The organism is Archangium gephyra (assembly GCF_049060025.1).
GTDB lineage: Bacteria > Myxococcota > Myxococcia > Myxococcales > Myxococcaceae > Archangium > Archangium gephyra_A.
Map to the genome: position 1 here is coordinate 9,889,939 of NZ_JBMEQQ010000002.1, position 25,321 is coordinate 9,915,259.

The window sequence follows — 25,321 nt, forward strand, 5'->3', positions numbered from 1 at the left end:
GGCGTTGGAGGTATAGGGGGGTTGCCAGGTCCGAAAGCCAAGTCTCGCCGAAGCCCGCGCGAACGTATAGGGCGAAGAGGGCTTCTTGGATGCGCTGGCGGAGGATCTCCTGATGAAAGACCTGAACCGGACCCTGGAATTTCCCACGGCGCGACGCGATCCGGAGAGCGGCTATACGCTGCACGGCAGGCGCTTCGACGATCCATACGCCTGGCTGGAGCGGCTCGACGCCGCGGAGACCCAGGCCTGGGTCACGGCGCAGGAGGCCGTCACGCACGCGGTGTTGCGCGCGGTGCCGGGACGTGAGGGGCTGCGGGCAGCGGTCGCCCGCTCCACGCGCTATGCGCGGCTCTCGCCGCCGATTCCCGCCGGGCCCCCCGGACGCGAGTTCCTCTGGCAGGCGGATGCCAGCGAGGACAAGCTCAAGTTCATGCTCCGGCGCGGCAAGGGCGCGCCGCTCGAGACGGTGATCGACCCCAACACGTGGGCGAGTGGCGAGGCCCTGGTGTTCGCCGTGCCGTCACCCGACGGTGCGCTGGTCGCGTTCGGAAAGGCCGTTGGCGGCACCCATGATGCGGTGCTCCACGTGCTCGACGTCGAGACGGGGAAGCTGCTTCCCGACCGGCCCCGCGGTACGAGCCACGCGTCGCTGGCCTGGCGGCCCGATGGGTCGGGGTTTTTCTATGCGGCGTGTCCCGAGCCGGGCGAGGTGCCCGCGGGCGACGAGGCGCACTGGAACGCCATCTACGAGCACCGGCTCGGGTCGGGCGTACCGGCCCGGCGTGTCTTCGGCGACGACCATGCGAAGGAGTACTGGTGCTCCGTCAGGCTCAGCGAGTGCCGCCGGTTCGCCGTGCTCTACAAGTGGGACTATGTGCACGCCAACATCGTCTACCTCCTGCGCCTCGCCGATGACGTGTTGGTGCCGGTGGCTCCCACCATGCGGTCTCTCAACCAGGTGCAGGTGATTGGTGACTCGCTGCTCGTCCAGACCGACCTCGACGCGCCGCGCGGCCGCCTCTGTGTCGCGTCGCTGACGGCGCCCACCGAGTGGCGGACGCTCATCCCCGAGAACGAGGACACGCTGCAGACGGTCGCCGGAGTCGGCGGCCGGCTCTACGCCGTCTACTCGCATGCGGCGTCGCATCGCGTGCGCATCCACGCCGAGGATGGGGCTTACCTCCGCGACCTGGTGCTGCCCGCACTGGGCTCGGTGAATCGCAACGAGGGTGAAGGCATCGTCAGCGGCATCAGCGGCGCCTGGAGCGGTGACGAGGTGTGGGTGAGCTTCATGTCGTACGTGCAGGCACCCTCGGTCTATCGGTATGACTACGCGGCGGACCGCCTGTCGCCGTACCACGTGCCCGATGTCGGGCTCGACGCATCCGAGTATGTGACGGACCAGGTCTGGTACGAGTCGCTCGACGGTACGCGGGTGTCGATGTTCATCATCCACCGGAAAGACCTGCCTCGCGACGGGCGCCAGCCCGTGCGTCTGAGTGGCTACGGTGGCTTCAACATCTCGATGGAGCCGCGCTTCACGGCGCTCCATGCCGCCTGGCTGAAGCTGGGCGGCGTGCTCGCCTTCGCCAACGTGCGAGGCGGCGGCGAATACGGCCGCGCCTGGCACGAGGCGGCATGCAAGACGCGGCGGCAGAACACCTTCGACGACTACATCGCGGCGGCGCGGTGGCTCGTCTCGGCGGGCTATACGACGCCTTCCAGGCTCGCCTCGCGCGGCAACAGCAACGGCGGTCTGCTCGTCGCCGTCACCGCCATGCAAGCGCCCGAGGCCTTTGGCGCCGTGTTCTGCCGTGCGCCCACGCTCGACATGCTTCGCTTTCCGAAGTTCGGCCACATGCAGCTCGGCGACCATCGAATACGGCTCGCCCGAAGATCCCGTGGAGGGCGCGTATCTCGCCGGGTATTCGCCCTATCACAACGTCCGAGCCGATCGCCGTTATCCGGTGATGACCTTCGTGTTTGCGTTGAACGACCGGATCGCGCCTCCGTACGATCCGCTCAAGATGGTCGCCAGGCTCCAGGCTGAAGGCACCCAGGGTGGACCCTATTTCCTGCTGCCCCTCCGGGACTCGGGACACGGCGGCGGCACCACGCTGACGGCGCTCGTCGAGCAGGACGTCGACGAGCTGAGCTTCTATTGCTGGGCGCTCGGCGTCACACTGCTCAGTAGTCCGGCTTCAGCAGCCCCTCGATGACGTGGTGCTGGATGACGAACTCCAGGTCGTCCACGAGCCGGTAGGTGAGGTGATCGCGCACGCGCGGCGGCAGCGATTCCGCGTAGCGCCGGGTGAGCTGAAGATCGTGATGCCTGGCGTTGGTCGCATCGGGCGCATCGACACCGACGACGAGCACCGGCCGCGCCTGGTTCGAGCGGTTGGCGGTACCCCGGTGGATGGTGAGCGCCGAACGGGCCGAGATGTCTCCCATCTGTGGGAGCTTCTGCACCATGCGCTCTCGATAGCGCGGATAGAGCTCCTTCGGCGGGAACATGCCCTTGGGATGGCCGCTGAGATCGTCCCACTGCGTGCCGGGCGCGACCTCGAACGGACCCATTTCGACGACCGTGTCCACCGCCGTCAGGTTGAACGCGAGCGAGTTCAGCCGGCGCCCCTTCAGCGTCGCTTCGGGAGAGGGGAAGTCGCGGTGCCAGGGCTGGTCGGCGGCGCCAGGGAAGGGGATGTCGAAGCCCACTTCGACGATTTTGTAATCGGGCCCGAGCACTGCCTCGCAAACGGCGATGAACCAGGGATGCGTCGCGATGTCGACGAAGCCGCGGATGCGCTCGGGATGGACCTCGACATAGTAACGCTCCGGCCCCCGAGGCAGCGCTCCGCCGGGCACCTTCCGCGCTTCCGCGAAGAGTTGCTCGATGTCCTCGCGCATCCGCTCGGCCCACTGGCGGCTGAACGCGCCCTTGAGGCCGATGATGCCATCACCGTAGAGGCCGCCCATGATTTCGGCGGTGTCGTAGCTTCGCTGCTCCTGGATCGGGGCTGTGCTCATGAGGAATCTCGCGAGATCGGAACGGCTCGACGCTAGTGACTTTGGAGACTGAAGGCGAGTGCTCAGCGCAACCAGGCGAAGGCGCGCTCGAGCTGGGCCGTCGCATCATCGAGGTAGAAGCGGCCGTGAGCGAAGATCGCCCGCCGGGGCTGCCATCCCAGCATGTGCTGGTAGGAGGCGCGTGCCCGCGGTTCGCGTCCCCAGAACGTCACCCGCAGGTCGCGTGGTGTTTGTCCCGGCGACGTCATCCCGCCGAGCGCGAACAGCCATCGCAGGTGTGGCCGCACATGCTCTGGTTCGAAGGCGATGACCAGATCCGCCAGGATCAAGGTCGAGGACGCCTTGTGGAAGAACACGACCTCCTCCACGAAGCGACTGCCTTTGAAGATGAGTTGTTCGATGTCGCCCGCCCATGCAGGGGGCGCGCCGTCGCCGAGATCGGCATCGAACGTGATCTCGATCTTCTGCGAACTCGCACGCTCACGCACCCCCGGAGAGGCCCAGGCCGTCGCGTGGGGATAGCGTTCCTTCCACGCAGGGATGGCCGCGTAATGGAACCTGTTCGGTGAGACGAGATGCTCGACGGGCCCGAGCGCATCGAGCTCGGCGAACAGTTCCGGCGCCGGAGCCGTCGGCGACCAGATCCATAAGCCGCCCGAGCGCAGACGGATGATCACCATGCGCGTTGGGAACGGCAGGGAGAACGGGCCCAGGCTCATCTGGATGACCGGCCCATCCACCCACCAGATTCCGTCCTCGAGCGGCTTGAGTGTCGAGAGCGGAGCGTAGGGACGGATCCCGCTGGACCATTCGGCCATGCTCATAGCGCGAGGCTCTCCTTCAGCAGGGCGAGACCGAACCACCATTGGCCGTCCGCCGTGCCGAGCTTCAGCGTGCCGGCCATCATCCGTTGATAGAACTCGCCGAGCGAGGGTGTGGAGTCGAGCGTCTCCGCGCCGGTGGCCCCCGCGTGTTTCATCTGGCGGGCGAGGTAGAGCTGGAACGAGCCGGCGAGCGCCGCCGCCAGCCGGCGGTGGTAGCTGAAGCGGGGCGGGAGTCCAGCGAGCCGCGTGCCCTCGTAGGCCGAGAGCAGGCGCAGGCAGGTGCCCTCGTCCATGCGCAGGAAGACGCAGAGCACCGCGAGATCGTAGAAGGGGTCCATCAGCCCGGCGGTGGCCCAGTCGAGTATCAGGATCGCCTCGCCGTCGTAGATGAGATTGGTGGGGTTGAGGTCGTTGTGGCCGAGGACCAGGGCGCGCTCTCTGGCCGGTGGCTCCTCGGCGAGCACGCGCTGGACCGCGTCGCGGGCGAAGTCCGGGAGGGCGAAGCCGGCCAGGAAACCGTTCCGGACCTGGGTGAGGACCTCGAGGGGATCACGCGTGTGCGCGTCGGCGGGGAGGGGGAGCGCGTGGATGCGGCGCACGGTGCGGCCGAGCTGGGTGAGCGCGGCTTCGTGGGTGCGCGGGTCCCGGTAGAAGGCCATGAACGAGCGGTCGGCGACGAAGGCGGTCAGGACGGCGCGCCGCGCCTCGTCGACGTGGACGATGCGAGGGGCGAGGCCCGCGTCGGCGGCGAGCCGCTGGATGTGGAGCGCGCGGCGCCAGTCGGCGTCGTTCTCGGCCTCGCCAGCGATCTTGAGCACGAACGACTGGCCGGCGGCCTCGACGCGGTAGACGCCGGCGCCCGACATCCCCGCGGCGATCCGGGTGATGGTGCTGGTGGGTCCCCTGAGGTCCGCGGGCAAGCAGTCTTCGACTGTCATGTTCGGCTCCGGCGCGTGGGAGGTGGGTCCGCTGCGCGAGGCGGAGTCTAGAGCATGACCTGGCGGATTCTGGCGCCGGGCGCTCGATTCTTCGGGAAGCGCACATGGATCAGGGGCCATGCAAGCCCGGCCACCCGGTGGGCCAGCATCCTGGGCGGAGGGCCCTGGTCGGGGTTAAAATTCGCCAATGAACTCCAGCCCCTCCAGCCGGTCGTCCGTCGTCGTGGCGGAGCTGGGGCCCACGAATACGGGGAAGACCCACCGCGCCATCGAGCGCATGCTCGAACACGACACGGGCATGATCGGTCTGCCGCTCCGCCTGCTCGCTCGTGAGGTCTACGACCGGGTGACCGCTCGGGTGGGCGAGGGCCGGGTCGCGCTGATGACGGGGGAAGAGAAGCGCCTGCCGCCACGCCCCGACTACTGGATCTGCACGGTCGAGGCGATGCCGACGGATCGACAGGTCGACTTCCTCGCGGTGGATGAAATCCAGCTCGCCGCCCACCGGGAACGCGGGCACGTCTTCACCGATCGACTCCTCCATGCACGTGGGCTCCGGGAGACCTGGTTCCTCGGCGCGGACACGATGCGGCCCGTGGTCCATGGGCTCATCCCCCAGGCCTCGGTGAAGCGCGCCACCCGCCTGTCCCAGCTTCGCTATTCCGGGACGCGCTCCCTGAAGAGCCTTCCTCCGCGCTCGGCCGTGGTCGCGTTCTCCGCGGACCGCGTGTACGAGCTCGCCGAATCCCTGCGCCGCCTCCGGGGCGGGGTGGCCGTGGTGCTGGGCGCGCTCTCCCCGAGGACACGCAATGCCCAGGTGGCGATGTACCAGTCCGGGGAGGTGCAGTACCTCGTGGCCACGGATGCCATCGGAATGGGGTTGAACCTCGACCTCCACCACGTGGCCTTCGCGGCGCTCTCCAAGTTCGACGGCGCGGAGCAGCGGGACCTCCTCCCGGACGAGCTGGCCCAGATCGCCGGCCGCGCGGGGCGCCACCTGAATGACGGGAGCTTCGGGACCCTGAACACGCTGCCCGAGCTGTCCCCGCGGGTGATCTCGGCCATCGAGTCCCACCGGTTCCCGGCGGTGCGCAGTCTCATCTGGCGCAATTCGACGCTCGATTTCTCGAGCCCGGAGGCCCTGCTGGATTCGTTGTCGCGGGCTCCGCGCCACCATGGCTTCATCCGGGTGGAACGCGCGGACGACTTCGATGCGCTCAAGGAACTCTCGAACGTTCCCGCCATTCGAGACGCCGCCACCGACCGGTCCATGGTCGAGCTGCTGTGGCAGGTCTGCCAGATTCCGGATTTCCGCAAAGGCCTCTTCGGCCAGCACGTCGCGCTGCTGCGGGAGACCTTCCTCCAGCTCTCCGAGGGGGACGGGAAGCTGGAGCAGGCGTGGCTCTCCCGGCAGGTGGCGCCGCTCGATGACGTCTCCGGAGACATCCACACCCTGATGGACCGGCTGGCCGCCATCCGCATCTGGACGTACATCAGCCATCGTTCGAGCTGGCTGCACGACGCCGAGCACTGGCAGGAGCGCACCCGCCGCATCGAGGACGCCCTGGGTGACGCCCTTCATGAGCGGCTCGTGGAGCGCTTCGTGCAGCGGGCCGCGCGGAGGAGTGCTCGCCGGTTCGTGAGGGCCGCCGCGCAGCCAGCGGCCTCGTCGGACAGCCCCTTCGCCAAGTTGGGGCAGTTGCTGGGGGATGTGCCGGGCGCCGACGGCGCGATGACGGAGGAGCAGTTCGTCCAGCGGGTGGTCGACGCCACGCATGAGGCCTTCGAGGTGGACGCGGCTGGACGCATCTCGTTCGAAGCGCAGCCGCTGGCCCGGCTGGTTCGCGGGAAGGACCGGCGCACCCCGCAGATCGCCCTCGCGGAGCCGGAGGTGTGGACCGCGGGCGCGCGGCAGCGGCTCGAGCGCCGTCTGGTGGCGCTGGCGAGGGATCTCGTCACCGAGGCGATGGGGGGCTTTCCCGCCGAGGCCCTCACCGGAACGGGCCGCTCCGCGGCGACGCGGGGCCTCGCCTACCGTCTGGCCGAGGGGCTGGGGGTGATTTCCCAAGGGGAGGCGCACGAGCAGTGGCGGCTCCTGGATGACGAGGCCCGGGAGCGCTTGAGGACGCTGGGTGTCCGCGAGGGACAGCGTTTCCTCTACGTCGCCGAGGCGCTCGCACCGCAGGCGCTCGACCGGCGCTGCATGTTGACGGCGCTGTTCCATCAGAATCCGCCCCCCAAGGGCATTCCCCGGGAGCCGGCGCTCGCTGTCACGGACCTGGGCGGCTGGAGTGCGCGGGCCTTCGGCTACGAGGTGCTCGGTCCCGTGGCGTTGCGGATCGACATCGTCGAGCGGCTCTGCGAGATGCTGCGCCAGCCGCACGGGGCCCAGCGGGTGCACTCGTTCCTGCAGGAGCTGCGGCTGGAGGGCGGCATTCGCAAGCGGGTGCTGCGAGAGGCTCGAAGGCCGCTCCGAGGGCGCTCCGGTGAAAAGGCGGCGGCGGCGGCGGGGACGGAAGGGGCCGGCGGCGGCTCCCGACAAGGGGGGCGCCGCGGGGCGGCCGGCTCACGCCGGCGCGCACCAGAAACCCCGGGGGAGCGGGGCGGATGTTCCGTCCAGCGGCTGATTCAGCCTAGCGCCAGGCCGCCACGCGCGCCTCCAGCGCGGAGATGCGTTCCAGCCAGTCGTCGAGCTGGCCCGAGGTGTTGAGGTACATGCGCAGCTCGGGGCCGCCCTCCACCTCGCGCAGGTAGCCCGCCAGGTAGCGGCGCGTGTACGGCACCCCCCACCCGGGCGAGCGCGAGGCCACGTTGGCGAGCAGGTGCTCGCGCAGCAGTCCCAGCCGCTCCGCGGGCGTCGGAGGGACAGGGGTACGGCCCGCGCGCAGCTCCCTCACCTCGCGGAACACCCACGGGTGATCGATGGCGCCTCGCCCCAGCATGGTGCCCGCGCAGCCCGTCTCCGCCAGCGCCCGCTGCACGTCCGCCGCGGTGCGGATGTCCCCGTTGACGACGACGGGCATGCGCACCTGTGCCTGCGCCAGGGCCGCCCAGCGCCAGTCCGCCGTGCCCGTGTAGCCCATCTTCGCCGTGCGGCAGTGCACCGTGAGGGCTCGCACCCCCACGTCCTCCAGCCGGGGGGCCAGCTCCACGATGGGCATCTGGTCCTCCGGCCCCAGGCCGATGCGCGTCTTCACCGTCACCGGCAGCGACACCGCGCGCACCACCTGCGCGGCCATGGCCACCATCGCCTCCGGGTCTCTCAGCCAGCCCGACCCCGCGCCCCGCCGGGCAATTCTCGGCACCCAGCACCCGCAGTTGATGTCGATGAAGGCCGGCCCCGCCTCCTCGGCGATGCGTGCCGCCTCCACCAGCCGTGCGGGATCCGCGCCGTAGATCTGGATGGCGGTGGGCCGGTCGTCCTCCGCCAGCACGAGCTTGCGCTTGTTGCGCTGGCAGCCCAGCAACAGGGAGTCCACGTTGACGAACTCGGTGAAGCACACGTCCGCCCCCAGCTTCCGGCAGATGCGCCGGAAGATGGCATCGCTCACGTCCTCCATGGGGGCGAGCATGACGGGCTGGGCGGCGAAGAGCGCGGAGAAGGCGTTGGACGGCATGCGGGGAAGGTGCATGCCACAACTCCGCGGCGCACACGAGGGGTGGGAGCCCTGTCGAGGCCGCTCACTCGCCGCCGAAGAGCCCCAGCAGGGTGACGTTGCCGCCCTCCAGCGGCGCGTCGAGGCGGTAGCCGGTGTCGAGCACGAGCCGGATGGAGCCGCCCTTGCCGGTGCTGCCCTCCGTCAGCTCGAGCCGGAACACGTGTCCGGGCTCCTGGTTCACGGTGCACGTGCCGGAGAGCGTGGCGGTGCCCCCCGAGAGGCCGAAGGCCCACAGGTGCGCGCTGTGCAGCGTCAGCCCGAGGCCGTGGTCCTGGAAGGTGAAGTGACCCACCGGCTGGGCGGTCCCCGGCGTCATCTGCACCTCCATGCCGAAGGTGGCCTTCTTCTGTGCGAGCCTCGCCCAGCCCCCGCCCGTCACCAATCCGGATGAGTTCACCACCGTGAAGGTGCGCGTGAAGGTGGTGGTGTTGCCCAGCCCATCCGTGGCGGTGATGGCCAGGGTGTGCTCCCCGGGCAGCAACCCGGCGACGTCCTCACCGGAGGTGACCGGCGTGCCGTCGAGCGTGGCCGTCAGCTCCGCGACGCCGCTCCACGCGTCCTCGGCACTGAACTCGACGCGCTGCGTGCCGTAGGGGTAGGCCTCCGGCTGGGGCGACACGACCGAGACCGCCGGAGCATCCGCGTCCACCCGCACCAGCGCCGCGAACTCCTCTCCGAAGTCCCCACCGCGCGCATCCGCCTTCGTCATCGTCAGCCGGAGGGGGTACAGGCCGCTCACTCCGGGCGACACGAGCGGAACGTCGAACGTCTTGCTGTCCCCCGGGTGCAGGATGTCCGTGGGGTCGATGGAGATGCGCTCGGGCGCGGAGAACGCCTCCTGTCCCTCCAGGACGCGCAGTTGCCACACGGTGTACGGGGCATACGCGCCATTCACCTGGCGGCTGCCCCAGTTCCACGTCATGCCCTCGTTCTGGAACGTCACCGACGTGTTGAGCACCTGGTTCGGTCCGACGAGGGCCGGCACCTTGCCCGCCACGAGCTTCGCCGCGAGGCGCGGCTTGGGGGTGATGCCGAAGTAGCGGCAGACGCCCTCGTACATGCCCCAGGCCGACGTCGCCTGGAAGATGGGGTCCTGGAGGAAGAGGTTGTCCGGGTACCACTTCCAGTTGTCGTGGAAGGCCAGCTCGATGAGCGCCGCCGGCATCTGCGCCTCGCGCAGCTCACCGAGGTTGGAGGTCTTCACCCCGCGATCGGTCCACCGGCTGTAACCGCCGTAATCGAAGGGCGCCGGGTAGGGCGAGTAGTAGGGCCACTCGGGGACGCCCATCGCCGGGTAGGGGTTCAGGTAGGCCTGGCGGCCGTAGCTGTCGTCGAAGTACTCGCGAATGGACTTCACCGCCCCCTCGTTCAGCGCGGTGGCGAAGCGCTTCGCGCTCTCCTGCAGGTGCGGGTACTTCGCCGTGTACCAGAAGGTCTCCGTGCCCCGGGCCCCTCCGTCCCCGAAGGCGTTGGTGTGCAGGCTGATGGAGAGGTCCGCCCCGACATAGTTCGCGTAGTACGGACGGGCCCGGATGTCCTTGTCGGAATGGCTGCTCAGGCTCGGCTCATCCCAGACCCAGCGCGGAGCACCCTGCTCCTCGAGGTAGTACTTCGCGGCCACCTGCGTCTTCGGCAGGGGGAAGGCCGCGTTCGGATAGCCGAAGCGGTTGTGGTCGTAGAGGCCCGCCTCGCCGGAGAAGCTCGCGCGAGAGGAACACCTGCGCGCCGGAGGACTCCAGGTACTCCTTCATGAAGCGCATCACGTGGATGGTGATGTCGTCCTCGTAGATGGAGCCCCACTGGAGGCCCCGGTTCCAGAAGTACTCGTCGCTCGGGGTGTACGTGCTGCCCGTCCAGCCGGCGGGGCGCGTCGCGGGGTTCGGACCGGTGAGCGTGCGCTGTGCTCGCACCCAGCGCCGGGTGGTGTGGTTCCAGTAGCTCCCGTGGCTCGGGTGCAGGGCGATCTTCTTGCCCTGGAGCTCCAGCGAGAGGGCGTCCACGGGCGTCCGCGCCGCGGCGAGGCTGCGCGCCTGGAGGGCGGGAGGCTCCGAGGACTCCGGCAGGTACGTCCAGAGCGGCTTGCCGCCCACGAGGATCTCCACCTCGCGAATCCCGGTGAAGAAGTCCAGGCCCGCGACCAGCTCACGTGTCATCTCGTCGGCCTGTTCGTCTCCGAGCCCCTGCGCGACGGCGTCGGAGCTGAGCTCCACCACCGCGCGCTCGTCCTGCATCCGCACGCTCAGCACCCGCGTGCCGGAAGGGAACGCGGCCTTCTCCGCGACGATGCGCTCGAGGTTGCGCTGCGGATCCACCTGCGCCAGCACCGGCGTCGTGGCCCACAAGACCGACAGCGTGCCCAACCCGTACATCGCCTGCTGAATGCGCATCTTCATGGGGCTCCCTCTCCTGGATACGGATATGCAGTAAGTCGAGTAATAACAGAAATCCATGAGAAGGGGAGGGGCTTTGGCGGCCACCCAACGCGGACGGGTATCCTCGGGGGCCATGAATCCAGTCCTTCTCGCGCTCCTGATGCCGAACCTGCTGATGACCACCCCGGCTCCCGCGCCGTCCCCGGTCCCTGACTTCGCGCGGCTTCCGCTGGAGCAGCGGCGCGCCGAGGTCAAGGAGCTCACGCGCGAGAGGTTGGTGGAGCTGTTCGCCACGACGCCGGTCGCGTTGCTCCTGGACGCGGGCAAGGCCGCGGCCTCTCAAATGGGCACCTATGAGTCGCGGGTGGTGAAGTACGAGCGCGTCTCCGGCAAGCTGATGAAGCCGCAGAAGATCCACCTCACGGTCCGGCAGTCGCCCCGGGCGGTGCGGCTGGAGATCCTCGACGGACCGGCCAAGGGCCGGCGGGTGGTCTACGACTCCACGGTGAAGAAGGGCGAGCTCCGGGTCCGCGAGGCGGGGGTCCTCGGGCTCGCGGGCGCGATGTGGCTCGACATCAATAGCGGCCTCACCCGGAGCGACACGAACCACCCCATCACCGACTTCGCGTTCACGTCCATCATCGGCGTCCTGGAGGACAGCTTCAAACAGGGGGAGTCCCTCGGCGGATACACCCGGAAGGACGAGGGCTTCGACGCCGCGGGGCGCTACTGCATCACCTTCAACGCGCCCGCCGGAGGCCAGCACCTGTACGCGACGCGGGCACGCATCTGCATGGATCCGGTGCTGGCCCTGCCGGTCATCATGGAGATCGACGACGCGCAGGGGCCGCTGGAGCGCTTCGACTTCAGCGACGTGAAGCCGGTGGCCAAGGCCGACTTCTCTCCGTCGTCCCTCTGAGGGGCGAAACGTCAGCTTCCGGCAGATCGGCCCCGCTCCGTGAAGGATGCACGCCCGCGGCCCCGAGCCGGGTTGTTATGGTGGGCGTCCTATGTCTCAGCTCATCGTCACCGCAGTGGGACCCGATCGCCCCGGACTCGTCGCCGACCTCACGCGTCACGTGTTCGATGTGGGCGCCAGCCTCGCCGATAGCCGCATGGTCAATCTGCGCGGCCACTTCGCCCTGCTCGCCCTCATCGAGGGCTCCTCGGAAGCGCTCGCCTCGCTCCGGCGCAAGCTGGAGAGCGAGGGGGGAGGGATGGGGCTCCGTGTCGAGATGTACGAGGCGGCCGCTGCCACCACCCGCCCCCCGGGCAGCGTCCCCTACCGTCTCAAGGTCTACAGCAACGACCAGCCGGGCATCGCCGCCCGCGTGACCGCGCTCCTCCGCCAGCACTCCGTCAACGTCGAGGAGCTGGAGACGCGCATCGAGTCGGCGCCCTTCGCGGGAACGCCGCTCTTCGTGCTCGAGGGCGTCGTCACCCTTCCCCAGGGCACGAGCGCCCGCAAGATGCGGGACGAGCTGGGAGTGCTCGGCGAGAAGATCGGCTGCGACATCGATCTCGACACCATCTGCAGCTCCACCTCCTCAGCTCCACCCCGGCGCTCTCCGCCCTCATGGGTGGAGGGCCGCGAGGGCTACACCCACTTCACGATGTACGTGCAGCTCGGGCCGCCGGTTTTGCGGCACGGCTTCGTGGTGTCATGCGACACCGTGGCCGTGCTCTCGAAGCGCTGCGCCATGGCCTGGAGCAGGTGCAGATCGAAGGGGCAGGGGTACGGGCTGGTGCACTCGGAGATGATCTGCTTCTTGCCGGGAACCCGCAGGTAGCCGTAGTGGCCGATGCCCTCGCGCATGTTGCCGGTGACCGGCGAGAACATCGCCTCGCCGTCGAGCGCGTGATTCATGTGGTAGGCGATGTCCACCGACTTGAGCGCGCTGTCGATGTCCGTCACGAAGGGCGGGAAGATGGCGTTCTTCGGCACGGCCAGCCCCACCTGGCCGAGCATGCTCTCCCCGTACTCGCGGCCGATGCGCTCGAAGGTGGCCAACCAGCGGGCCACCGGGTACCACCTGTCCCGCTCGAACTGGACGATCCCCTCGGCCGACTCCGCGCCCAGCCCCTCCTCCAGCATGATGCGGCTGGCGAGGAGCTGGAAGCTGCCGAAGGCGTTCAGCACGTTCGACAGGTTGGCGCCCAGCACCTGGATGTTCTCGAGCTTCGCTTTGTCCATCTTGGATGACCCCGGATCGTTCCGCCGGACCGCTGGCACTCGGCTCTGTGACGGAACGCCACCATGCCGTGTTCCGGCCCGCAAGACTTCTTGGGCCCGCCAGGTGGGCGTCTCCGGCCTTCTGCTTTGGCTCCGGGGTTACACTCCAAGTCCGGGGATTTCTCGTAAACTGGGAATTCAGCCCCGTCTTGCTCTATGCTGGTGGGATCCCGCGTCTGGGAGGCTGGGACAGGCGGGCCGGGTGGACATGAGCACGAGCCGCGGCATGAGGATGCAATCGGATTGGGAGCGGGCGCTGGAGCAGCTCATGGAGCTGGCGACCTCCCAGGACACCGCGCGCGGGCTGTTCCTCAACCGCACGCTGGAAGCCGTCCGGGCGCTCGGGGACGAGGCAGCCGTGGCCCGGTGCCAGGCGGTGCTCGGCCAGCAGCGGCTCATGGACTTCGTCAACTACCCCGTCACCCTGCTCCTCCGGCTGACCATGGCGGCGGTGCGGGAGCTGAGCGCCCGGCATGGCGGCGCCGAGCAGGTGCTGCGGATGTTGGGGCAGAAGGCGGCGGTGGGCCTGATGTCCTCCGCGGTGGGCAGCGCCATGTGCGCGCAGTCCGGCATGGGCTCCGACCACATCTCCGCCAGCCTCCAGGCCATCTACAAGGTGACCGCCAACTACGGGGAGCGCTCGATGGAGTGGATGGGCCCCAAGCACGGCCGCCTCACCATGCGGCGCAGCTTCCTGCCCATGCCGTACCACGAGGGCGCCATGGTGGAGGTGCTCGAGCGGCTGGGGGCGCGCAACGTGCGCGTGCGGGGCGGGGTGTTGGGACCGCTCGACAGTGAATATGAATTCTCGTGGGAGTGAGTCGGCCGCCCTCGGGGAACGGGCTCCGGCCAGGAGCCGGGGCCTGCCCGCGGGGCAGCCGTCCGCTTGACGGGTTTCCGTCCTGTCCGGAGGCGGCCCGCGAGGAGGACGATGATGATGCACGACGAACTCTTGTCCCACGTCGCCGGGCACGCGGGGCTCCCTGGACGGCAGGAGGCAGAGCGGACCGTCCGCGCGGTGCTCGAGGTGGTGGGCGAGCGGTTGAGCTGGCCCGTCCTCCAGGCGCTGGCGGAGGACCTTCCCGCCTCCCTGGCCGCGAGTCTGCGGAGCGTGGTCCCCCACCAGGACTTCAACCTCGCGGAGCTGCAGGCGCGCGTGGCGAGCCGGCTGCGGGTGCCGCTCGGCGTGGCCGTGGAGCACACGGGCGTCGTCTGCCAGTTCCTCGCGGAGGCGCTGCCTCCGGGAACCTTGCACCGGGTGCGCGAGGCGTTGCCCGAGCCGATGAGCGCCCTCTTCACGCCGCGCGAGCCCGTGGAGGACTTCACGTACGTCCACCTCGATCCGGGCCGCCGCACGCTCGCCGAGGGCCGCCCGGGAAGCCCGCATCCCCTGTCCGAGGCCCGGCCCGAGCGGGCGCACTCGCACTCCGTGGCGCGGACGGACGACCCGCATGGAGACACGAAGCTCTCCAGCGCCTCCGGGCTCACCCAGGAGCGGGAACAGGAGACGCTCGCGGCCGGTCACCCCGGGCCGGATCGTCCCCTGGGCAGGTGGGAGTGAGCCGGCCCGGGGCGACTCAGGGCGCGGGGTAGAGGTAGCGCAGGAGGTCGTCGAAGCGCTCGGCCCAGGCGCTCTCCATGTGGGCCGCGCCGGGCACCTCCACGTACTGGAGATCCTTGCCGGGCTTCCAGCCCCTGGCCACCAGCGCATCGCGCAGCAGCCGGGTGTCCTCCACCGTCTCCTGGCTGCCCTTCGACTCCTCGGTGCCGATGTCCACCCAGATGCGCGAGGCCGGCTTCCTGCGCACGCCCTTCACCCGGGTGAGGATGTCCCGGTTGGCCCAGAAGACGGAGGGAGACATCACCCCCAGGCGCCGGAAGGTGTTGGCGTGCGTCAGGCCCAGGTGCATCGTCACGAGGCCTCCCAGCGACGAGCCCACCAGGCCCGTGCTCTTCGCATCCGTCCGGGTGCGGAACGTCTTGTCGATGACCGGCTTGAGCTCCTCGACGAGGAAGCGGCCGTAGGCGTCCGCGTTGCCTCCGCCGAGGTGGGCGTACTCGCCGGTGTCCCGCACCTGGGTGTACTCGGCGAAGCGATCCTCGGTGTTGTAGACGCCGACGATGATGAGGGGCTCCACCTCGCCGGACGCCACGAGTTGTGAGGCCGTCTCGTCCACGTGCCACTCCCCCGAGAAGGAGGTGGAGGCGTCCATCAGGTTCTGCCCGTCGTGCATGTAGAGCACCGGGTAGCGGCGCCTGGGGTTGGCGTCGTAGCCGGGCGGCAGCCAGAACGATGACGTCACGTGTGCGGGGCAGGTGGCGCGACGTCACGCCGCGCAGGTAGCGGACGGTGCCGGTGAGTGACGAGGACGCGGGCGGCGCACCCGGTTGATCCGCCCAGCGGACCACGGAAACGGAGACCTGCTCGGGCCGGTTGCCCATGCGCAGGACGCGGTTGGGAAGCTCCTGGCCGGCGGCGTCCTTCTCCACCGTGCCCCACGAGCCGCGCGTCACCTTGTATTCGAGCGCCGTGCCAGCCGGCAGCGGGAGGCCGCCGGTGTAGCGCCCCTCCGGCGTGCGCGTCAGCTTCAGGCCCGAGCCATTCCAATGGCCGAGGGCGGCGTGGTTGCCGGAGATCCACACCTCCGCGTCCGCGGGCGTCGTGGCCGGCACCGTCACCTCGAAGGTGAGCCGGGGGGCCTGGGACGCCGGGGCGGCGGGTTCGTTGGGCGCGTTGCCGCAGACCCACAGTCCGACGGTGAGCCAGAGCAGGAAGGCGAAGCGGGTGTCGTGTCGCTGCGTCATTCCCAAAGAATAGCAGCGGAGCCCCACGGACAAAGTGTCGCCCGGTCCGCGCATGCGCCGGACAACACGGCAGGCCCCCACCGCCTCTGTCTATAAATGCCGGCTGGAGCGCACGCGGCATACCGGTTGCTTTGGCCTGGACGGCAGGAGGGGACACACGTGGGACTCGAAGCCTTCATCCGGCTCGCCCGTGAGCAGGGAGCGAGCGACATCCACCTCGAGGGCGAGATGCCCGTGGCGTTGCGGATCCGCGGCGCCCTGCGGCTCACCGGTGAAGCGGTGCCGGCCGCTGCGCTCACGGCGCTGGCGCGCGACATCATCGGCGACGAGGCCTGGCCCGAGTTCATCCAGCGCTGCTCGTATGACGTCTCGCGCAACGTGGAGGGCCAGCGTTGCCGCATCAACATCCTGCGCAGCGCGCGCGGCGTGGGGTTCGCCATCCGCCTGCTGGCCTCCGCGCAGGCCACGCTGAAGAAGCTCAACCTCCACCCGGACCTGCGCCGACTCATCGAGCCAGCCCATGGCCTGGTCCTGGTGAGTGGCCCCACCGGCTCCGGCAAGACGTCCACGCTCGCGGCGCTGCTGCAGGAGATCAACCTCTCCGAGGCCCGGCACATCATCACGGTGGAGAGCCCCATCGAGTACGCGCTGGTGCCGCGCCAGTCCTTCATCCGCCAGCGCGAGGTGGGCCGGGACACGCCCTCCTTCGAGCAGGCGCTCATCGACGCGCTCCGGGAAGACCCGGACGTCCTCATGGTGGGCGAGATGAGAGATCCGGAGGTGATGCGCCTGACGCTGAACGCGGCGGAGACGGGGCACCTCGTGCTCGCGACGGTGCACTCCTCGAGCACCGCCGAGGCGCTCCAGCGCGTGGTGTCGGCCTTTCCCCCGGAGATACAGGGCGCGGTGTGCGCCCAGCTCGCGGACTGCCTCGTGGGGGCGGTGTGCCAGCGGCTGCGCTACCGTCCGGAGCTGGGCATCCGCGTGCCCGAGTGCGAGGTGCTCCCGGGCAGCACGCCCGTGCGGAGCCTCGTGCGCCAGGGGCACTTCTTCAAGCTCCCATCCGCCATCGAGACGGGCGCCGCCGATGGCTCCTGGACGTTCACGCGCTACGCGGAGTGGCTGAATCGGAAGACGGACTGGCACCTGCCTTCCCCCGCCGAGGAAGCCCCGGCCGAGCTTCCTCCCGCGCCCGTTCCGTCACTCCGGGCCCCCGCACCGGCCCGTCCCGAGCCCCTCCCGAGGCCGCCTCCGCCCATGCCCATGCCCATGCCGAAGCGCACCGCGCAGGATGATGCTCCGCCCAGGCCCCCGCCCTCCGACGAGGGCGTCTTCGTCATCCAGGAAGAGGAAGAGGATCTCTCGGACATCCTCCGCCAGCTCGAGCGGGGTGGCCCCAAAGCCAAGGAGTAGGCCTCAGGGGGCGGGCACGAAGCGCACGTCCACCTGGTAGTTGGCGTCTTTGTTCATGGGGCGGAATTGATCATTGACCCGGTCCGCCCCGGGCGGGAACGTTGCCGCGAGCAGCACGAGCGGAGGGGACATGGGACGTGTCGCGAGCAGGTTGGGCTGGGCACTGGTCGCCGTCGTGGGCGCGTTCTGCCTGGGCACGGTGGCGCTGCACCGGGGCGAGACGATCAACGCCACCTGGCTGGTGGTGGCCTCCGTCTGCGTCTACATGCTCGGGTACCGCTTCTACGGCCGGTTCATCGCCGACAGGGCCTTGAGGTTGGATCCCTCGCGGGCCACGCCGGCGCAGTTGCGCAACGACGGCCTGGACTACGTGCCCACCGACAAGTGGGTGCTGTTCGGCCACCACTTCGCCGCCATCGCGGGCGCCGGTCCGCTGGTGGGCCCGGTGCTCGCCGCGCAGATGGGATACCTGCCGGGCACCATGTGGATCCTCTTCGGCGTGGTGCTGGCCGGCGCGGTGCAGGACTTCATGATCCTGTTCCTCTCCATCCGCCGCGACGGCAAGTCCCTGGGCGACATGGTGCGTCTGGAGCTGGGTCCCGCCGCCGGGGTGGTGGCGATGATCGGCGTGTTGATGATCATGATGATCATCCTCGCGGTGCTGGCCCTGGTGGTGGTCAAGGCGCTGACCGACAGCCCCTGGGGCACCTTCACCGTCGCGATGACGATCCCCATCGCCCTGCTGATGGGCGTGTACCTGCGCTACCTGCGTCCGGGCCGCGTGCTCGAGGTGTCGGTCCTCGGCTTCGTGCTGCTGATGCTCTCCATCTGGCTGGGCGGCCTGGTCGCCGAGGCGCCGTCCCTGGCTCCCCTGTTCACCTATGGCAGCAAGCCGCTGGCCTGGATGCTGATCGCCTATGGCTTCTGCGCCTCGGTGCTGCCGGTGTGGCTGCTGCTGGCGCCGCGCGACTACCTGTCCACCTTCCTGAAGATTGGCACCATCGTGCTGCTGGCGGTGGGCATCATCCTGGCCGCGCCGGAGCTGCGGATGCCGGCGGTGACCCGGTTCATCGACGGCACCGGTCCGGTGTTCTCCGGTGACGTGTTCCCGTTCCTCTTCATCACCATCGCCTGTGGCGCGGTGTCGGGCTGGCACTCGCTCATCGCCTCCGGCACCACGCCGAAGATGCTGGCCAACGAGCGCGAGACGCTCATGGTGGGCTACGGCGCGATGCTGATGGAGTCCTTCGTCGCCATGATGGCGCTGATCGCCGCCACGGTGCTGGACCCGGGCGTGTACTTCGCCATGAACTCGCCGCCCGGTCTGATTGGCACCACCGTCGAGCAGGCGGCGCGCACCATCAGCGACTGGGGCTTCGTCATCACCCCCGAGGTGCTCAGCATGACGGCCAAGGAGATTGGCGAGTCCTCCATCCTGTCCCGCGCGGGCGGCGCGCCGACGCTGGCGGTGGGCATGGCGCAGATCCTCCATGGGCTCGTCGGCGGCGCGGGGATGATGGCCTTCTGGTACCACTACGCCATCCTGTTCGAGGCGCTGTTCATCCTCACCACCGTGGACGCGGGCACGCGCGTGGGCCGCTTCATGATTCAAGAGCTGGCCGGTCTGGTGTACGCGCCGCTGCGCAAGACCGAGTCCTGGTCCGCCAACCTGCTCGCCACGGCCATCTGCGTGGGCGGCTGGGGTTACTTCCTCTACCAGGGCGTGGTGGATCCGCTCGGCGGCATCAACACGCTGTGGCCGCTGTTCGGCATCGCCAACCAGATGCTGGCCGCCATCGCGCTGACGCTGGCCTGCGTGGTGCTCGTGAAGATGAAGCGCGAGCGCTACCTGTGGATTCCGGCGCTCCCCACCGTGTGGCTGGTGTGCTGCACGCTCACCGCCGGCTGGCAGAAGGTGTTCGGCGGGGATGTCCGCGTCAGCTTCCTCGCCCATGCGCGCGCGTTCTCGGCCGCCGCCGCCAAGGGCCGGGTGCTGGCGCCCGCGAAGTCCCTGGAGGACATGGAGCGCGTCATCACCAACGACTACGTGGACGCCACCCTCACCGTCCTCTTCATGCTGCTGGTCATCGCCACCATCTCGTTCGGCCTCCGCGCGGCGCTGGCCGCCCGCCGCTCGGCCGGCCCCACGGCCCAGGAGTCGGCCCCTGTTCCCCTGGCGACGGTGGGGCACTGACATGGGCGCCGCGAGGGACGCGCTGACGCGGTTCTGGCTCCAGGCGGTGCGGACCGCCCGGTTGATCATCGGCGTGCCCGACTACGACACCTACGTCGCACACATGCGCCTGAATCACCCGGAGCGGCCCGTGATGAGCTACCCGGAGTTCTTCGACGAGCGCATGCGCGCACGCTACCGCGGAGGCGGGGGGCGCTGCTGCTGAGTGCCTCCGCTCGAAAGATTGCTATACCCGCCGGACAGGATGGGCCTTCGTGCCCGGGAGGATTTCCACATGCTTCGCTCTGGAACCGAGGAAGGCCGGCGTCCGTGGGTGCTCGGTCTCGGTCTGGCCATGACCCTGCTGGGGGCGCCCGCCGTCGCGCAGGACGCGCATGGGCCGCATGACGGGCACGCGCATGAGGCGCCCGCCAAGGGGGCTCCGAAGGCGGCGACGAAGGAGGCGGAGAAGCAGGAGTCCTTCTTCGGCCGCGAGGAGCTGGCCCGCCAGGTCAAGCTCCACGAGGCGGGCTGCAAGAAGGGCGACAAGGGCGAGTGCTTCAACCTGGCGGTGGCCTACGCGCAGGGCGCGGGCGTGCCCAAGGACGATGCCCGCGCGGCCAGCTTCTACAAGAAGGCCTGCGACAAGGGCCACCTGGATGCCTGCAACAACCTCGGCATCGCCCACGCGGAGGGCGTGGGGGTGGAGAAGGATCCGAAGCAGGCCCTCGAGCTCTTCGAGAAGAGCTGCAAGGCGGAGGACGCGAAGGGCTGCTTCAACGCCGGCCTCACCTACAACGCGGGCCTGGGGGTGGAGAAGGATCCGGCGCGCGCCGCCGCCCTCTTCGACAAGGCCTGCGGCAAGGGCCACGCGGATGGGTGCTTCAGCCTCGGCGTCGCCTCCGCGAGCGGCAAGGGCGTGGAGAAGAACCTGGAGCGCTCCTCGGCCCTTTTCTCGAAGGCCTGCGACGCGGGGCACATGACGGCCTGCAACAGCCTGGGGGTGGCCTATATGGCGGGCAGTGGCGTGTCGCGGGACATGAAGCGGGCCGTCTCCCTTTTCGAGAAGGCCTGTGCCGCGGACCTGCCGGGTGGCTGTCTCAACGTCGGTATCGCCCACAAGAATGGCAACGGCGTGGCGAAGAACCCGGCGCGCGCCAGGGGGTTCTTCCAGAAGGCGTGTGGCCTCGGGCTCGCCCCCGCGTGCAAGCAGCTCGAGTCCGCTCCGAAGACTCCTTAGCGTCCATTTGCATGAGACGGCCTGCCGTCTGCTCCGTCCTATGGGCGTATGCATCCGCACCCGCACCTTGCGCGCGCCCGGCCGACGAGGTCACCCGTGTCGCCTGAGGTGCTGCCTTCCCGTACCTGGCGGAGACTCTCCGCCATGAGGACACCGTCATGACCTGGCTCCTTCGCGTTCTCGCTGCCGTGATCGCAGCGATGACGCTGGCTGTTTCTCCCGCGTTCGCCGCCTCCACGGGCGGGTCCGGCGGGCCGCTCACCAACCGCACGTTCCTGTCCTTCACCGGCAGCCAGTACACGTCCGAGTACCACCTGTACGCAGCCGGGCTGGACTGGACGAAGCCGGTGGGGCTTCTGATCTATGCGGACGGCAGCGGCGAGTACGGGCTGAAGAACCCAGGCTCCACCTATTTGTTGGCCGGCACCAATGGCCTGATCGCGGTGGCGAAGCGCAACAACATGGTCCTGTTGACCCCCCTCTCCCCGAACAAGGCGTGCAGCGACGGCGATGGGAGCTGCTGGTACCTGGGCGACCCTGTCGGCTACACGAAGTGGGCGGAGGAGCTGGTCACCTCCGTGCAGCGCCTCTACCCGCTGGAGACCGCTCGCGTGGCGTTCGGCGGCTACTCGTCCGGCGCGCAGCTCACCACGGAGTACTGGGTTCCGAGTGGGGCCGCTCAGCGGACGATGACGGACGGCGTCCTGGTCGCCATCTCCTACGGAGGCTCGCCGAAGATGACGGAGGTCTCCTACGCTTCAGCGTTCAAGGGCAACGTCCACATCAACTGGAACACGGGCTCCCAGGACGCGGCCTACACCACGACCAGCGCCTACGGCGTGAAGGCGGGCTACAACCATTATACCGGCCGCGGCTTCGCCACCTCCCTGGATGTCATCTCCGGCCTGGGCCACGCACGCTCCGACTTCGGCCTGGTGATGGAGGCTCAAATCAAGGAGCACGTGCCCGCCGGGTCCACGGGACCTGCTCCCGGCCCGGTGGACCACCACGCGGTGATGCGCACGCCGGCGGGCATGATTTTCGCCGCGCACCTGAACAAGGCTGACACCTACACGCTCCGCGCGTCGAAGTCCCCGCTGACGGGGCAGGTCGGCTGGTACGAGTACGACCCCGCGGATGCACTGGGAAACCTGCGGCTGGAGCTGAGTTCCTTCGAGGCCGGGCTGCCGTACTACTGGCGGTTGGAGAGCTCCACGGGCGCGGTGCTGGTCCAGGGGCAGGTGCCCGCCGCTCCGGCATCCTGGAATCACACCCTTCTGCCCACCCGGGTCGGCGCCCTCTTCGACGTCTTCGTGCCTTCCGGCACCAGCCGGACGACGGTGCGCGTTTCGTCCAGCTTCAGCACGAGCAGTGGCTGGTCTCTCTCCACCACCGGGACAGGCATGCAGCAGTTCGACTTCACCCCGTCCGCGCGGCTGACGCCGGGCCAGAGGTACGAGTACCGCATCGAGAACGGAAGCGGCACGGTGGTCGCCTCCGGGACCTTCACCACGCGCTGGTGAGCCGCCGTACAGGGCACCTCGGGCCCGGCAGCCGAATCCGGCTGCCGAGTGGTCACCGCGGCGTGGACTCAACACCCCCGCCGCTTGACTCCGCGGCTGGAAAACCCCTCTTCTTCGGGCCATGGGTTGGGCGCTCACGTATTCCATCCGGTTGAAACGGCCGCTGACGGCGGACGAGCAGGCAGCGATCGAGCGCTGGAGCCGCGAACACGGCCTGCGGCTTTCGTCCACTCGAGGTGATGCATTCGATGCATGGCGCGGTCTTCTGCCCGACGCCCGGCTCGACGAACTGAAGCGATCCGACAGGAAGTCCGCGCCGCCGGGCGCCGACTACGCATCCTTCTTTCAGGTCCGCACCGAGGCGCAGTTCCGAAAGCTGGTGCGTGCGTTCCAGAAGCTCGAGGCGATCCTGCCGGCCGCGGAGATCCTGCTTTCCGACGACTACCACCTGCGCAACGAACGGCCTTCGGAGGTCGAGCTCTCCGGGACCCCCTCGGCTCGCCCCCAGAAGGCGGCGGAGCCAGCCCCGCCCCCCATGCCCGAGCTGGAGGGCGAAGAAGAACCGGATCCGGACAGCGACGACATCGCCGCCGCCTTGGAACGCGCGAAGCGCGAGTTCGAGCGCTGGAAGAAGTCGAAGTCGTAAACGGCCGGGCTTGTTGTTAGGTTTGCACCATGATCTGCACCGGCAAGACTCGAGCCTGAAGTCCGTCGTCCCGCGCGGGCCTCCGCGCGGAGATCCCTCCGGACTTGCTCCGATCTCCTGAAGCGGCCGCCGCACGCGGCCCATTGCGATCGAATTGCCGATGAATTCCCGTCTCTACACGCCCTCCGCGCGCGGCATGGTCGCGCGCCTGTCCCTGCTGATCTTCCTGGATGGCCTGGCGCAATCGGTGAGCTTCCCGGTGCTTCCGCGCCTCGTGAGCTCATTCCTCGAGGGCAATCCCGGCATGACCGCCCTCTGGGTCGGCTGGCTGGAGGTGGCCTGGGCGCTGCCCCAGATCGTCATGGCCCCGCTCCTGGGCGCCTTGTCCGACCGGTTCGGCCGCCGGCCGCTCATGCTCCTGTCGATGGGGGGCATCGGGCTCGAACTCCTCCTCGATGCCCTGGCGCAGAACCTCGGCTGGCTGCTCGCGGGGCGGCTCGTGTGCGGCCTCACCTTCGGCGCCCAGGCGGCGGTCATGGCGGGCGTGGCCGACACCGCACCGCCGGACGAGCGCGCCCGCGCCTACGGCTTCGTCAACGGCGCCCTCTACGCTGGCATCGTCGTGGGCCCCCTGCTCGGCGGCTGGCTGGCGGAGGCCGACCTTCGCTCGCCCTTCTATGTCGGCGCTGTCGTCGCCGCCGTGGGCGCGCTCTACGTGGTGGGCCTCATGCCCGAGCCGCTGGCCCGCGCACATCGCACGTCGCCTCAGGAGCCGCGGGCCGGGCTCTGGGAGGCGTTCCGGCTGCTTGGAACCCAGCCCGCCCTTCGCCCTCTGGCGGTCGTGCTGCTCCTCTCGTGGCTCTCCTTCCAGAGCAGCGACAACATGGTCGTGCTCTACACCGCCCATCGCTACGGCTGGAGCACGATGCAGTTCGGCGTCTTCGTGGCCGTGGTGGCGGCGCTCGGAATCCTCGTCCAGGCCTTCGTTGCCAGCGCCGTCGCCCGCCGCCTGGGAGAGCGCCGGGCCCTCATCGTGGGCGCCACCATCCAAGGCTTCGGCATGCTGGCGATGGGGCTCGCGCCCACGGCCGTCCTGTTCTGGCCAGGCGCCCTCGTCGCCGTCCTGGGCACCATCGACCGGCCGGCGCTGCAAACCCTGATGTCGCAGGCCGTGGGCGCTGACGAGCAGGGGCGCCTGCAAGGTGTCGCCTCCTCGATCGCGAGCGCGACGAGCGTCATCGCCCCGCTCGTCTTCACGTCCCTCTACGCCTGGGCGATCGGCGGCGACCGAAGCCCGGCCTGGGCGGGAATCACCATCCTCTGCGGCGCGGTCCTGAGTGCCCTCGGAGCCTGGGTCACCTGGCGCACGGCGCCGCGCCGCCGGGCTCCCGCTCCGTCCTGAATGACCCCCTCACCCAGGGGCTCACGCCCCGGCGCGGTCAGGGCTTGCCGTTGGCCAGGTTGGCGGGCCGGAGCTGATCCGGGTGCGTGGGCACCTTGATCTCCCCGGAGATGATCTTCGCCTTCAGCTCCTCCATCCGGGCCAGGGCGGCGTCCTTGCCGGGGAAGTCCAGCCGCACCGGCGCGTAGGTGATGCCGCCCTCCTGCAGGCCCAGCGACAGGTTGCCGCCCTGGAAGCGGCCCTGCACCTGATCCTTCACGGCCTCGTACACCACCAGGTCCACGCGCTTCACCACCGCGGACAGCACCGCCTTGGGCGCCAGGTGCGACGGGTCCGAGTCCACGCCGATGACGTAGACGGCCTTGCCCTCGTCGCGCGCCTCCTTCACCGCCTGGATGGCGCCCAGTCCGTCCACGCCCGCGGCGGCGAAGAGGACGTCCGAGCCCTTGGTGAGCAGGTCCTGCCCCACCTGCTTGCCGAGCGCGAAGTGGGTGAAGCCTCCCGTATAGGTGGACACCACGGTGGCCTTGGGGTTGGTGGCCGCCACGCCCGCGCGGAAGCCGGCCTCGAAGCGCTTCACCAGGGGAATCTCCATGCCGCCCACGAAGCCCACCCTGCCCGTCTTCGTCGTGAGCCCGGCCAGCGCGCCCACCAGGTAGCAGCCCTCCTCCTCGCGGAAGACGACGGTGCGCACGTTGGGCAGCGTGTACGGCTCGCCCTGCGCGGACAGCAGCGGGCTGTCCACCAGGAGGAAGTGCTTGTCCGGGTTGCGCTTCGCCGCCGCCTCCACCGCGTTCTCCAGCATGAAGCCCACTCCGAGCGCGAGCGACACGCCCTGCTCCTCCACCAGCAGTTGCAGGTTGGGCTCGTAGTCCTCGGCCACCCGGCTCTGGAGGACGATCGGGGTGATGCCGAGCGGCGCCACCTGGAGGTTGCGCCGGGCCCGGTCCTGTCCGAGCGAGAGCTGGAGCGAGGACTCGAGCTTCCTCGGGGGCCACGTCCTTGTAGCCTCCCTGCTCGTACTTCACGCCCGAGGCCCAGACCTCCAGGCCGCGCAGCGCCGAGT

22 protein-coding genes and 2 pseudogenes are annotated in these 25,321 nt (G+C 69.5%); 14 read left to right on the forward strand and 10 right to left on the reverse strand.

From position 1 onward, the window contains the following. Positions 1-112: 112 nt before the first annotated feature. Together ACN28I_RS43220 and ACN28I_RS43225 are read left to right on the forward strand one after the other, a co-directional pair. A pseudogene (locus tag ACN28I_RS43220) lies at positions 113-1,798 on the forward strand (prolyl oligopeptidase family serine peptidase); the annotation flags it as partial. Between the two features lie 103 nt (positions 1,799-1,901). Continuing rightward, the gene (locus ACN28I_RS43225; protein WP_420947711.1) at positions 1,902-2,219 is read left to right on the forward strand and encodes a prolyl oligopeptidase family serine peptidase; all 318 of its coding nucleotides are present in this window, start codon (positions 1,902-1,904) and stop codon (positions 2,217-2,219) included. On the opposite strand, the gene ACN28I_RS43230 is transcribed toward ACN28I_RS43225, so the two are convergent. The 3 genes from ACN28I_RS43230 to ACN28I_RS43240 all read right to left on the reverse strand — a co-directional run bounded on the left by ACN28I_RS43230 (position 2,188) and on the right by ACN28I_RS43240 (position 4,789). Beyond that, positions 2,188-3,027, reverse strand: coding sequence for a phytanoyl-CoA dioxygenase family protein (locus ACN28I_RS43230; RefSeq protein WP_420947712.1), 840 nt, complete (start codon positions 3,025-3,027; stop codon positions 2,188-2,190). The genes ACN28I_RS43225 and ACN28I_RS43230 overlap by 32 nt on opposite strands. Before the next feature lie 62 nt (positions 3,028-3,089). Continuing rightward, positions 3,090-3,851 carry a DUF4336 domain-containing protein gene (locus tag ACN28I_RS43235; protein WP_420947713.1) on the reverse strand — a complete coding sequence of 254 codons (762 nt, stop codon included), beginning with the start codon at positions 3,849-3,851 and terminating at the stop codon, positions 3,090-3,092. Next, a complete protein-coding gene (locus ACN28I_RS43240) occupies positions 3,848-4,789 on the reverse strand; it encodes a phosphotransferase (RefSeq protein ID WP_420947714.1) in 942 nt (313 codons plus the stop codon). Before ACN28I_RS43240 ends, ACN28I_RS43235 begins: the two co-directional genes overlap by 4 nt. 187 nt (positions 4,790-4,976) lie before the next feature. Here ACN28I_RS43240 and ACN28I_RS43245 point away from each other — a divergent pair, with 187 nt between their 5' ends. After that, complete coding sequence (locus ACN28I_RS43245) at positions 4,977-7,499, forward strand: helicase-related protein (protein WP_420947715.1); 2,523 nt, start codon at positions 4,977-4,979, stop codon at positions 7,497-7,499. On the opposite strand, the gene ACN28I_RS43250 is transcribed toward ACN28I_RS43245, so the two are convergent. The 3 genes from ACN28I_RS43250 to ACN28I_RS43260 are packed head-to-tail and all read right to left on the reverse strand — an operon-like array spanning position 7,423 to position 10,841. Beyond that, entirely contained in the window at positions 7,423-8,421 is a 999-nt protein-coding gene (locus ACN28I_RS43250; protein ID WP_420947716.1) for a tRNA dihydrouridine synthase, read from the reverse strand. The genes ACN28I_RS43245 and ACN28I_RS43250 overlap by 77 nt on opposite strands. A gap of 49 nt (positions 8,422-8,470) precedes the next feature. Then, on the reverse strand, positions 8,471-10,069 hold the full coding sequence (locus tag ACN28I_RS43255) for a post-COAP-1 domain-containing protein (RefSeq protein WP_420947717.1): 1,599 nt from the start codon (positions 10,067-10,069) through the stop codon (positions 8,471-8,473). Next, complete coding sequence (locus tag ACN28I_RS43260; RefSeq protein ID WP_420947718.1) at positions 10,014-10,841, reverse strand: GerMN domain-containing protein; 828 nt, start codon at positions 10,839-10,841, stop codon at positions 10,014-10,016. Before ACN28I_RS43260 ends, ACN28I_RS43255 begins: the two co-directional genes overlap by 56 nt. Before the next feature lie 112 nt (positions 10,842-10,953). Here ACN28I_RS43260 and ACN28I_RS43265 point away from each other — a divergent pair, with 112 nt between their 5' ends. From ACN28I_RS43265 to ACN28I_RS43280, 4 genes are all read left to right on the forward strand, one after another. Next, on the forward strand, positions 10,954-11,739 hold the full coding sequence (locus ACN28I_RS43265) for a DUF1571 domain-containing protein (protein ID WP_420947719.1): 786 nt from the start codon (positions 10,954-10,956) through the stop codon (positions 11,737-11,739). A 91-nt stretch (positions 11,740-11,830) separates the two neighbouring features. Then, on the forward strand, positions 11,831-12,610 hold the full coding sequence (locus ACN28I_RS43270) for a glycine cleavage system protein R (protein WP_420947720.1): 780 nt from the start codon (positions 11,831-11,833) through the stop codon (positions 12,608-12,610). Positions 12,611-13,279: 669 nt separating this feature from the next. Beyond that, positions 13,280-13,873: a TIGR02265 family protein gene (locus ACN28I_RS43275; RefSeq protein WP_420947721.1), complete on the forward strand. Its 594-nt coding sequence runs from the start codon at positions 13,280-13,282 to the stop codon at positions 13,871-13,873. Between the two features lie 111 nt (positions 13,874-13,984). Further along, complete coding sequence (locus tag ACN28I_RS43280; RefSeq protein ID WP_420947722.1) at positions 13,985-14,614, forward strand: DUF2267 domain-containing protein; 630 nt, start codon at positions 13,985-13,987, stop codon at positions 14,612-14,614. A gap of 16 nt (positions 14,615-14,630) precedes the next feature. Here the strand turns inward: ACN28I_RS43280 and ACN28I_RS43285 are convergent, their stop codons facing one another. Together ACN28I_RS43285 and ACN28I_RS43290 are read right to left on the reverse strand one after the other, a co-directional pair. Continuing rightward, a complete protein-coding gene (locus ACN28I_RS43285; protein ID WP_420947723.1) occupies positions 14,631-15,356 on the reverse strand; it encodes an alpha/beta hydrolase in 726 nt (241 codons plus the stop codon). 139 nt (positions 15,357-15,495) lie between these two features. Beyond that, positions 15,496-15,912 (reverse strand): annotated as a pseudogene (locus ACN28I_RS43290) (carbohydrate-binding module family 20 domain-containing protein); the annotation flags it as partial. A gap of 105 nt (positions 15,913-16,017) precedes the next feature. Between ACN28I_RS43290 and ACN28I_RS43295 the strand changes: the two are divergent. Further along, on the forward strand, positions 16,018-17,271 hold the full coding sequence (locus ACN28I_RS43295; RefSeq protein WP_420947724.1) for a type IV pilus twitching motility protein PilT: 1,254 nt from the start codon (positions 16,018-16,020) through the stop codon (positions 17,269-17,271). Positions 17,272-17,274: 3 nt separating this feature from the next. Here ACN28I_RS43295 and ACN28I_RS43300 read toward each other — a convergent pair whose 3' ends face one another. Continuing rightward, on the reverse strand, positions 17,275-17,403 hold the full coding sequence (locus ACN28I_RS43300) for a hypothetical protein (protein ID WP_420947725.1): 129 nt from the start codon (positions 17,401-17,403) through the stop codon (positions 17,275-17,277). Here ACN28I_RS43300 and ACN28I_RS43305 point away from each other — a divergent pair. The 6 genes from ACN28I_RS43305 (at position 17,402) to ACN28I_RS43330 (ending at position 24,255) form a co-directional block, all read left to right on the forward strand. Beyond that, positions 17,402-19,465, forward strand: coding sequence for a carbon starvation CstA family protein (locus ACN28I_RS43305; protein ID WP_420947726.1), 2,064 nt, complete (start codon positions 17,402-17,404; stop codon positions 19,463-19,465). The two genes, ACN28I_RS43300 and ACN28I_RS43305, sit on opposite strands and share 2 nt — an antisense overlap. Position 19,466: 1 nt before the next feature. Further along, positions 19,467-19,670 (forward strand): YbdD/YjiX family protein, encoded by a 204-nt coding sequence (locus ACN28I_RS43310; protein WP_420947727.1) that lies wholly within the window; start codon positions 19,467-19,469, stop codon positions 19,668-19,670. A 69-nt stretch (positions 19,671-19,739) separates the two neighbouring features. After that, positions 19,740-20,684, forward strand: coding sequence for a tetratricopeptide repeat protein (locus tag ACN28I_RS43315; protein ID WP_420947728.1), 945 nt, complete (start codon positions 19,740-19,742; stop codon positions 20,682-20,684). A gap of 158 nt (positions 20,685-20,842) precedes the next feature. Beyond that, positions 20,843-22,207, forward strand: coding sequence for a hypothetical protein (locus tag ACN28I_RS43320; RefSeq protein WP_420947729.1), 1,365 nt, complete (start codon positions 20,843-20,845; stop codon positions 22,205-22,207). Between the two features lie 121 nt (positions 22,208-22,328). Then, the gene (locus tag ACN28I_RS43325; RefSeq protein ID WP_420947730.1) at positions 22,329-22,853 is read left to right on the forward strand and encodes a hypothetical protein; all 525 of its coding nucleotides are present in this window, start codon (positions 22,329-22,331) and stop codon (positions 22,851-22,853) included. 160 nt (positions 22,854-23,013) lie between these two features. After that, a complete protein-coding gene (locus ACN28I_RS43330; protein ID WP_420947731.1) occupies positions 23,014-24,255 on the forward strand; it encodes an MFS transporter in 1,242 nt (413 codons plus the stop codon). Positions 24,256-24,292: 37 nt separating this feature from the next. Here ACN28I_RS43330 and ACN28I_RS43335 read toward each other — a convergent pair whose 3' ends face one another. Then, entirely contained in the window at positions 24,293-25,180 is an 888-nt protein-coding gene (locus ACN28I_RS43335; RefSeq protein ID WP_420947732.1) for a BMP family lipoprotein, read from the reverse strand. Positions 25,181-25,321 lie beyond the last annotated feature (141 nt).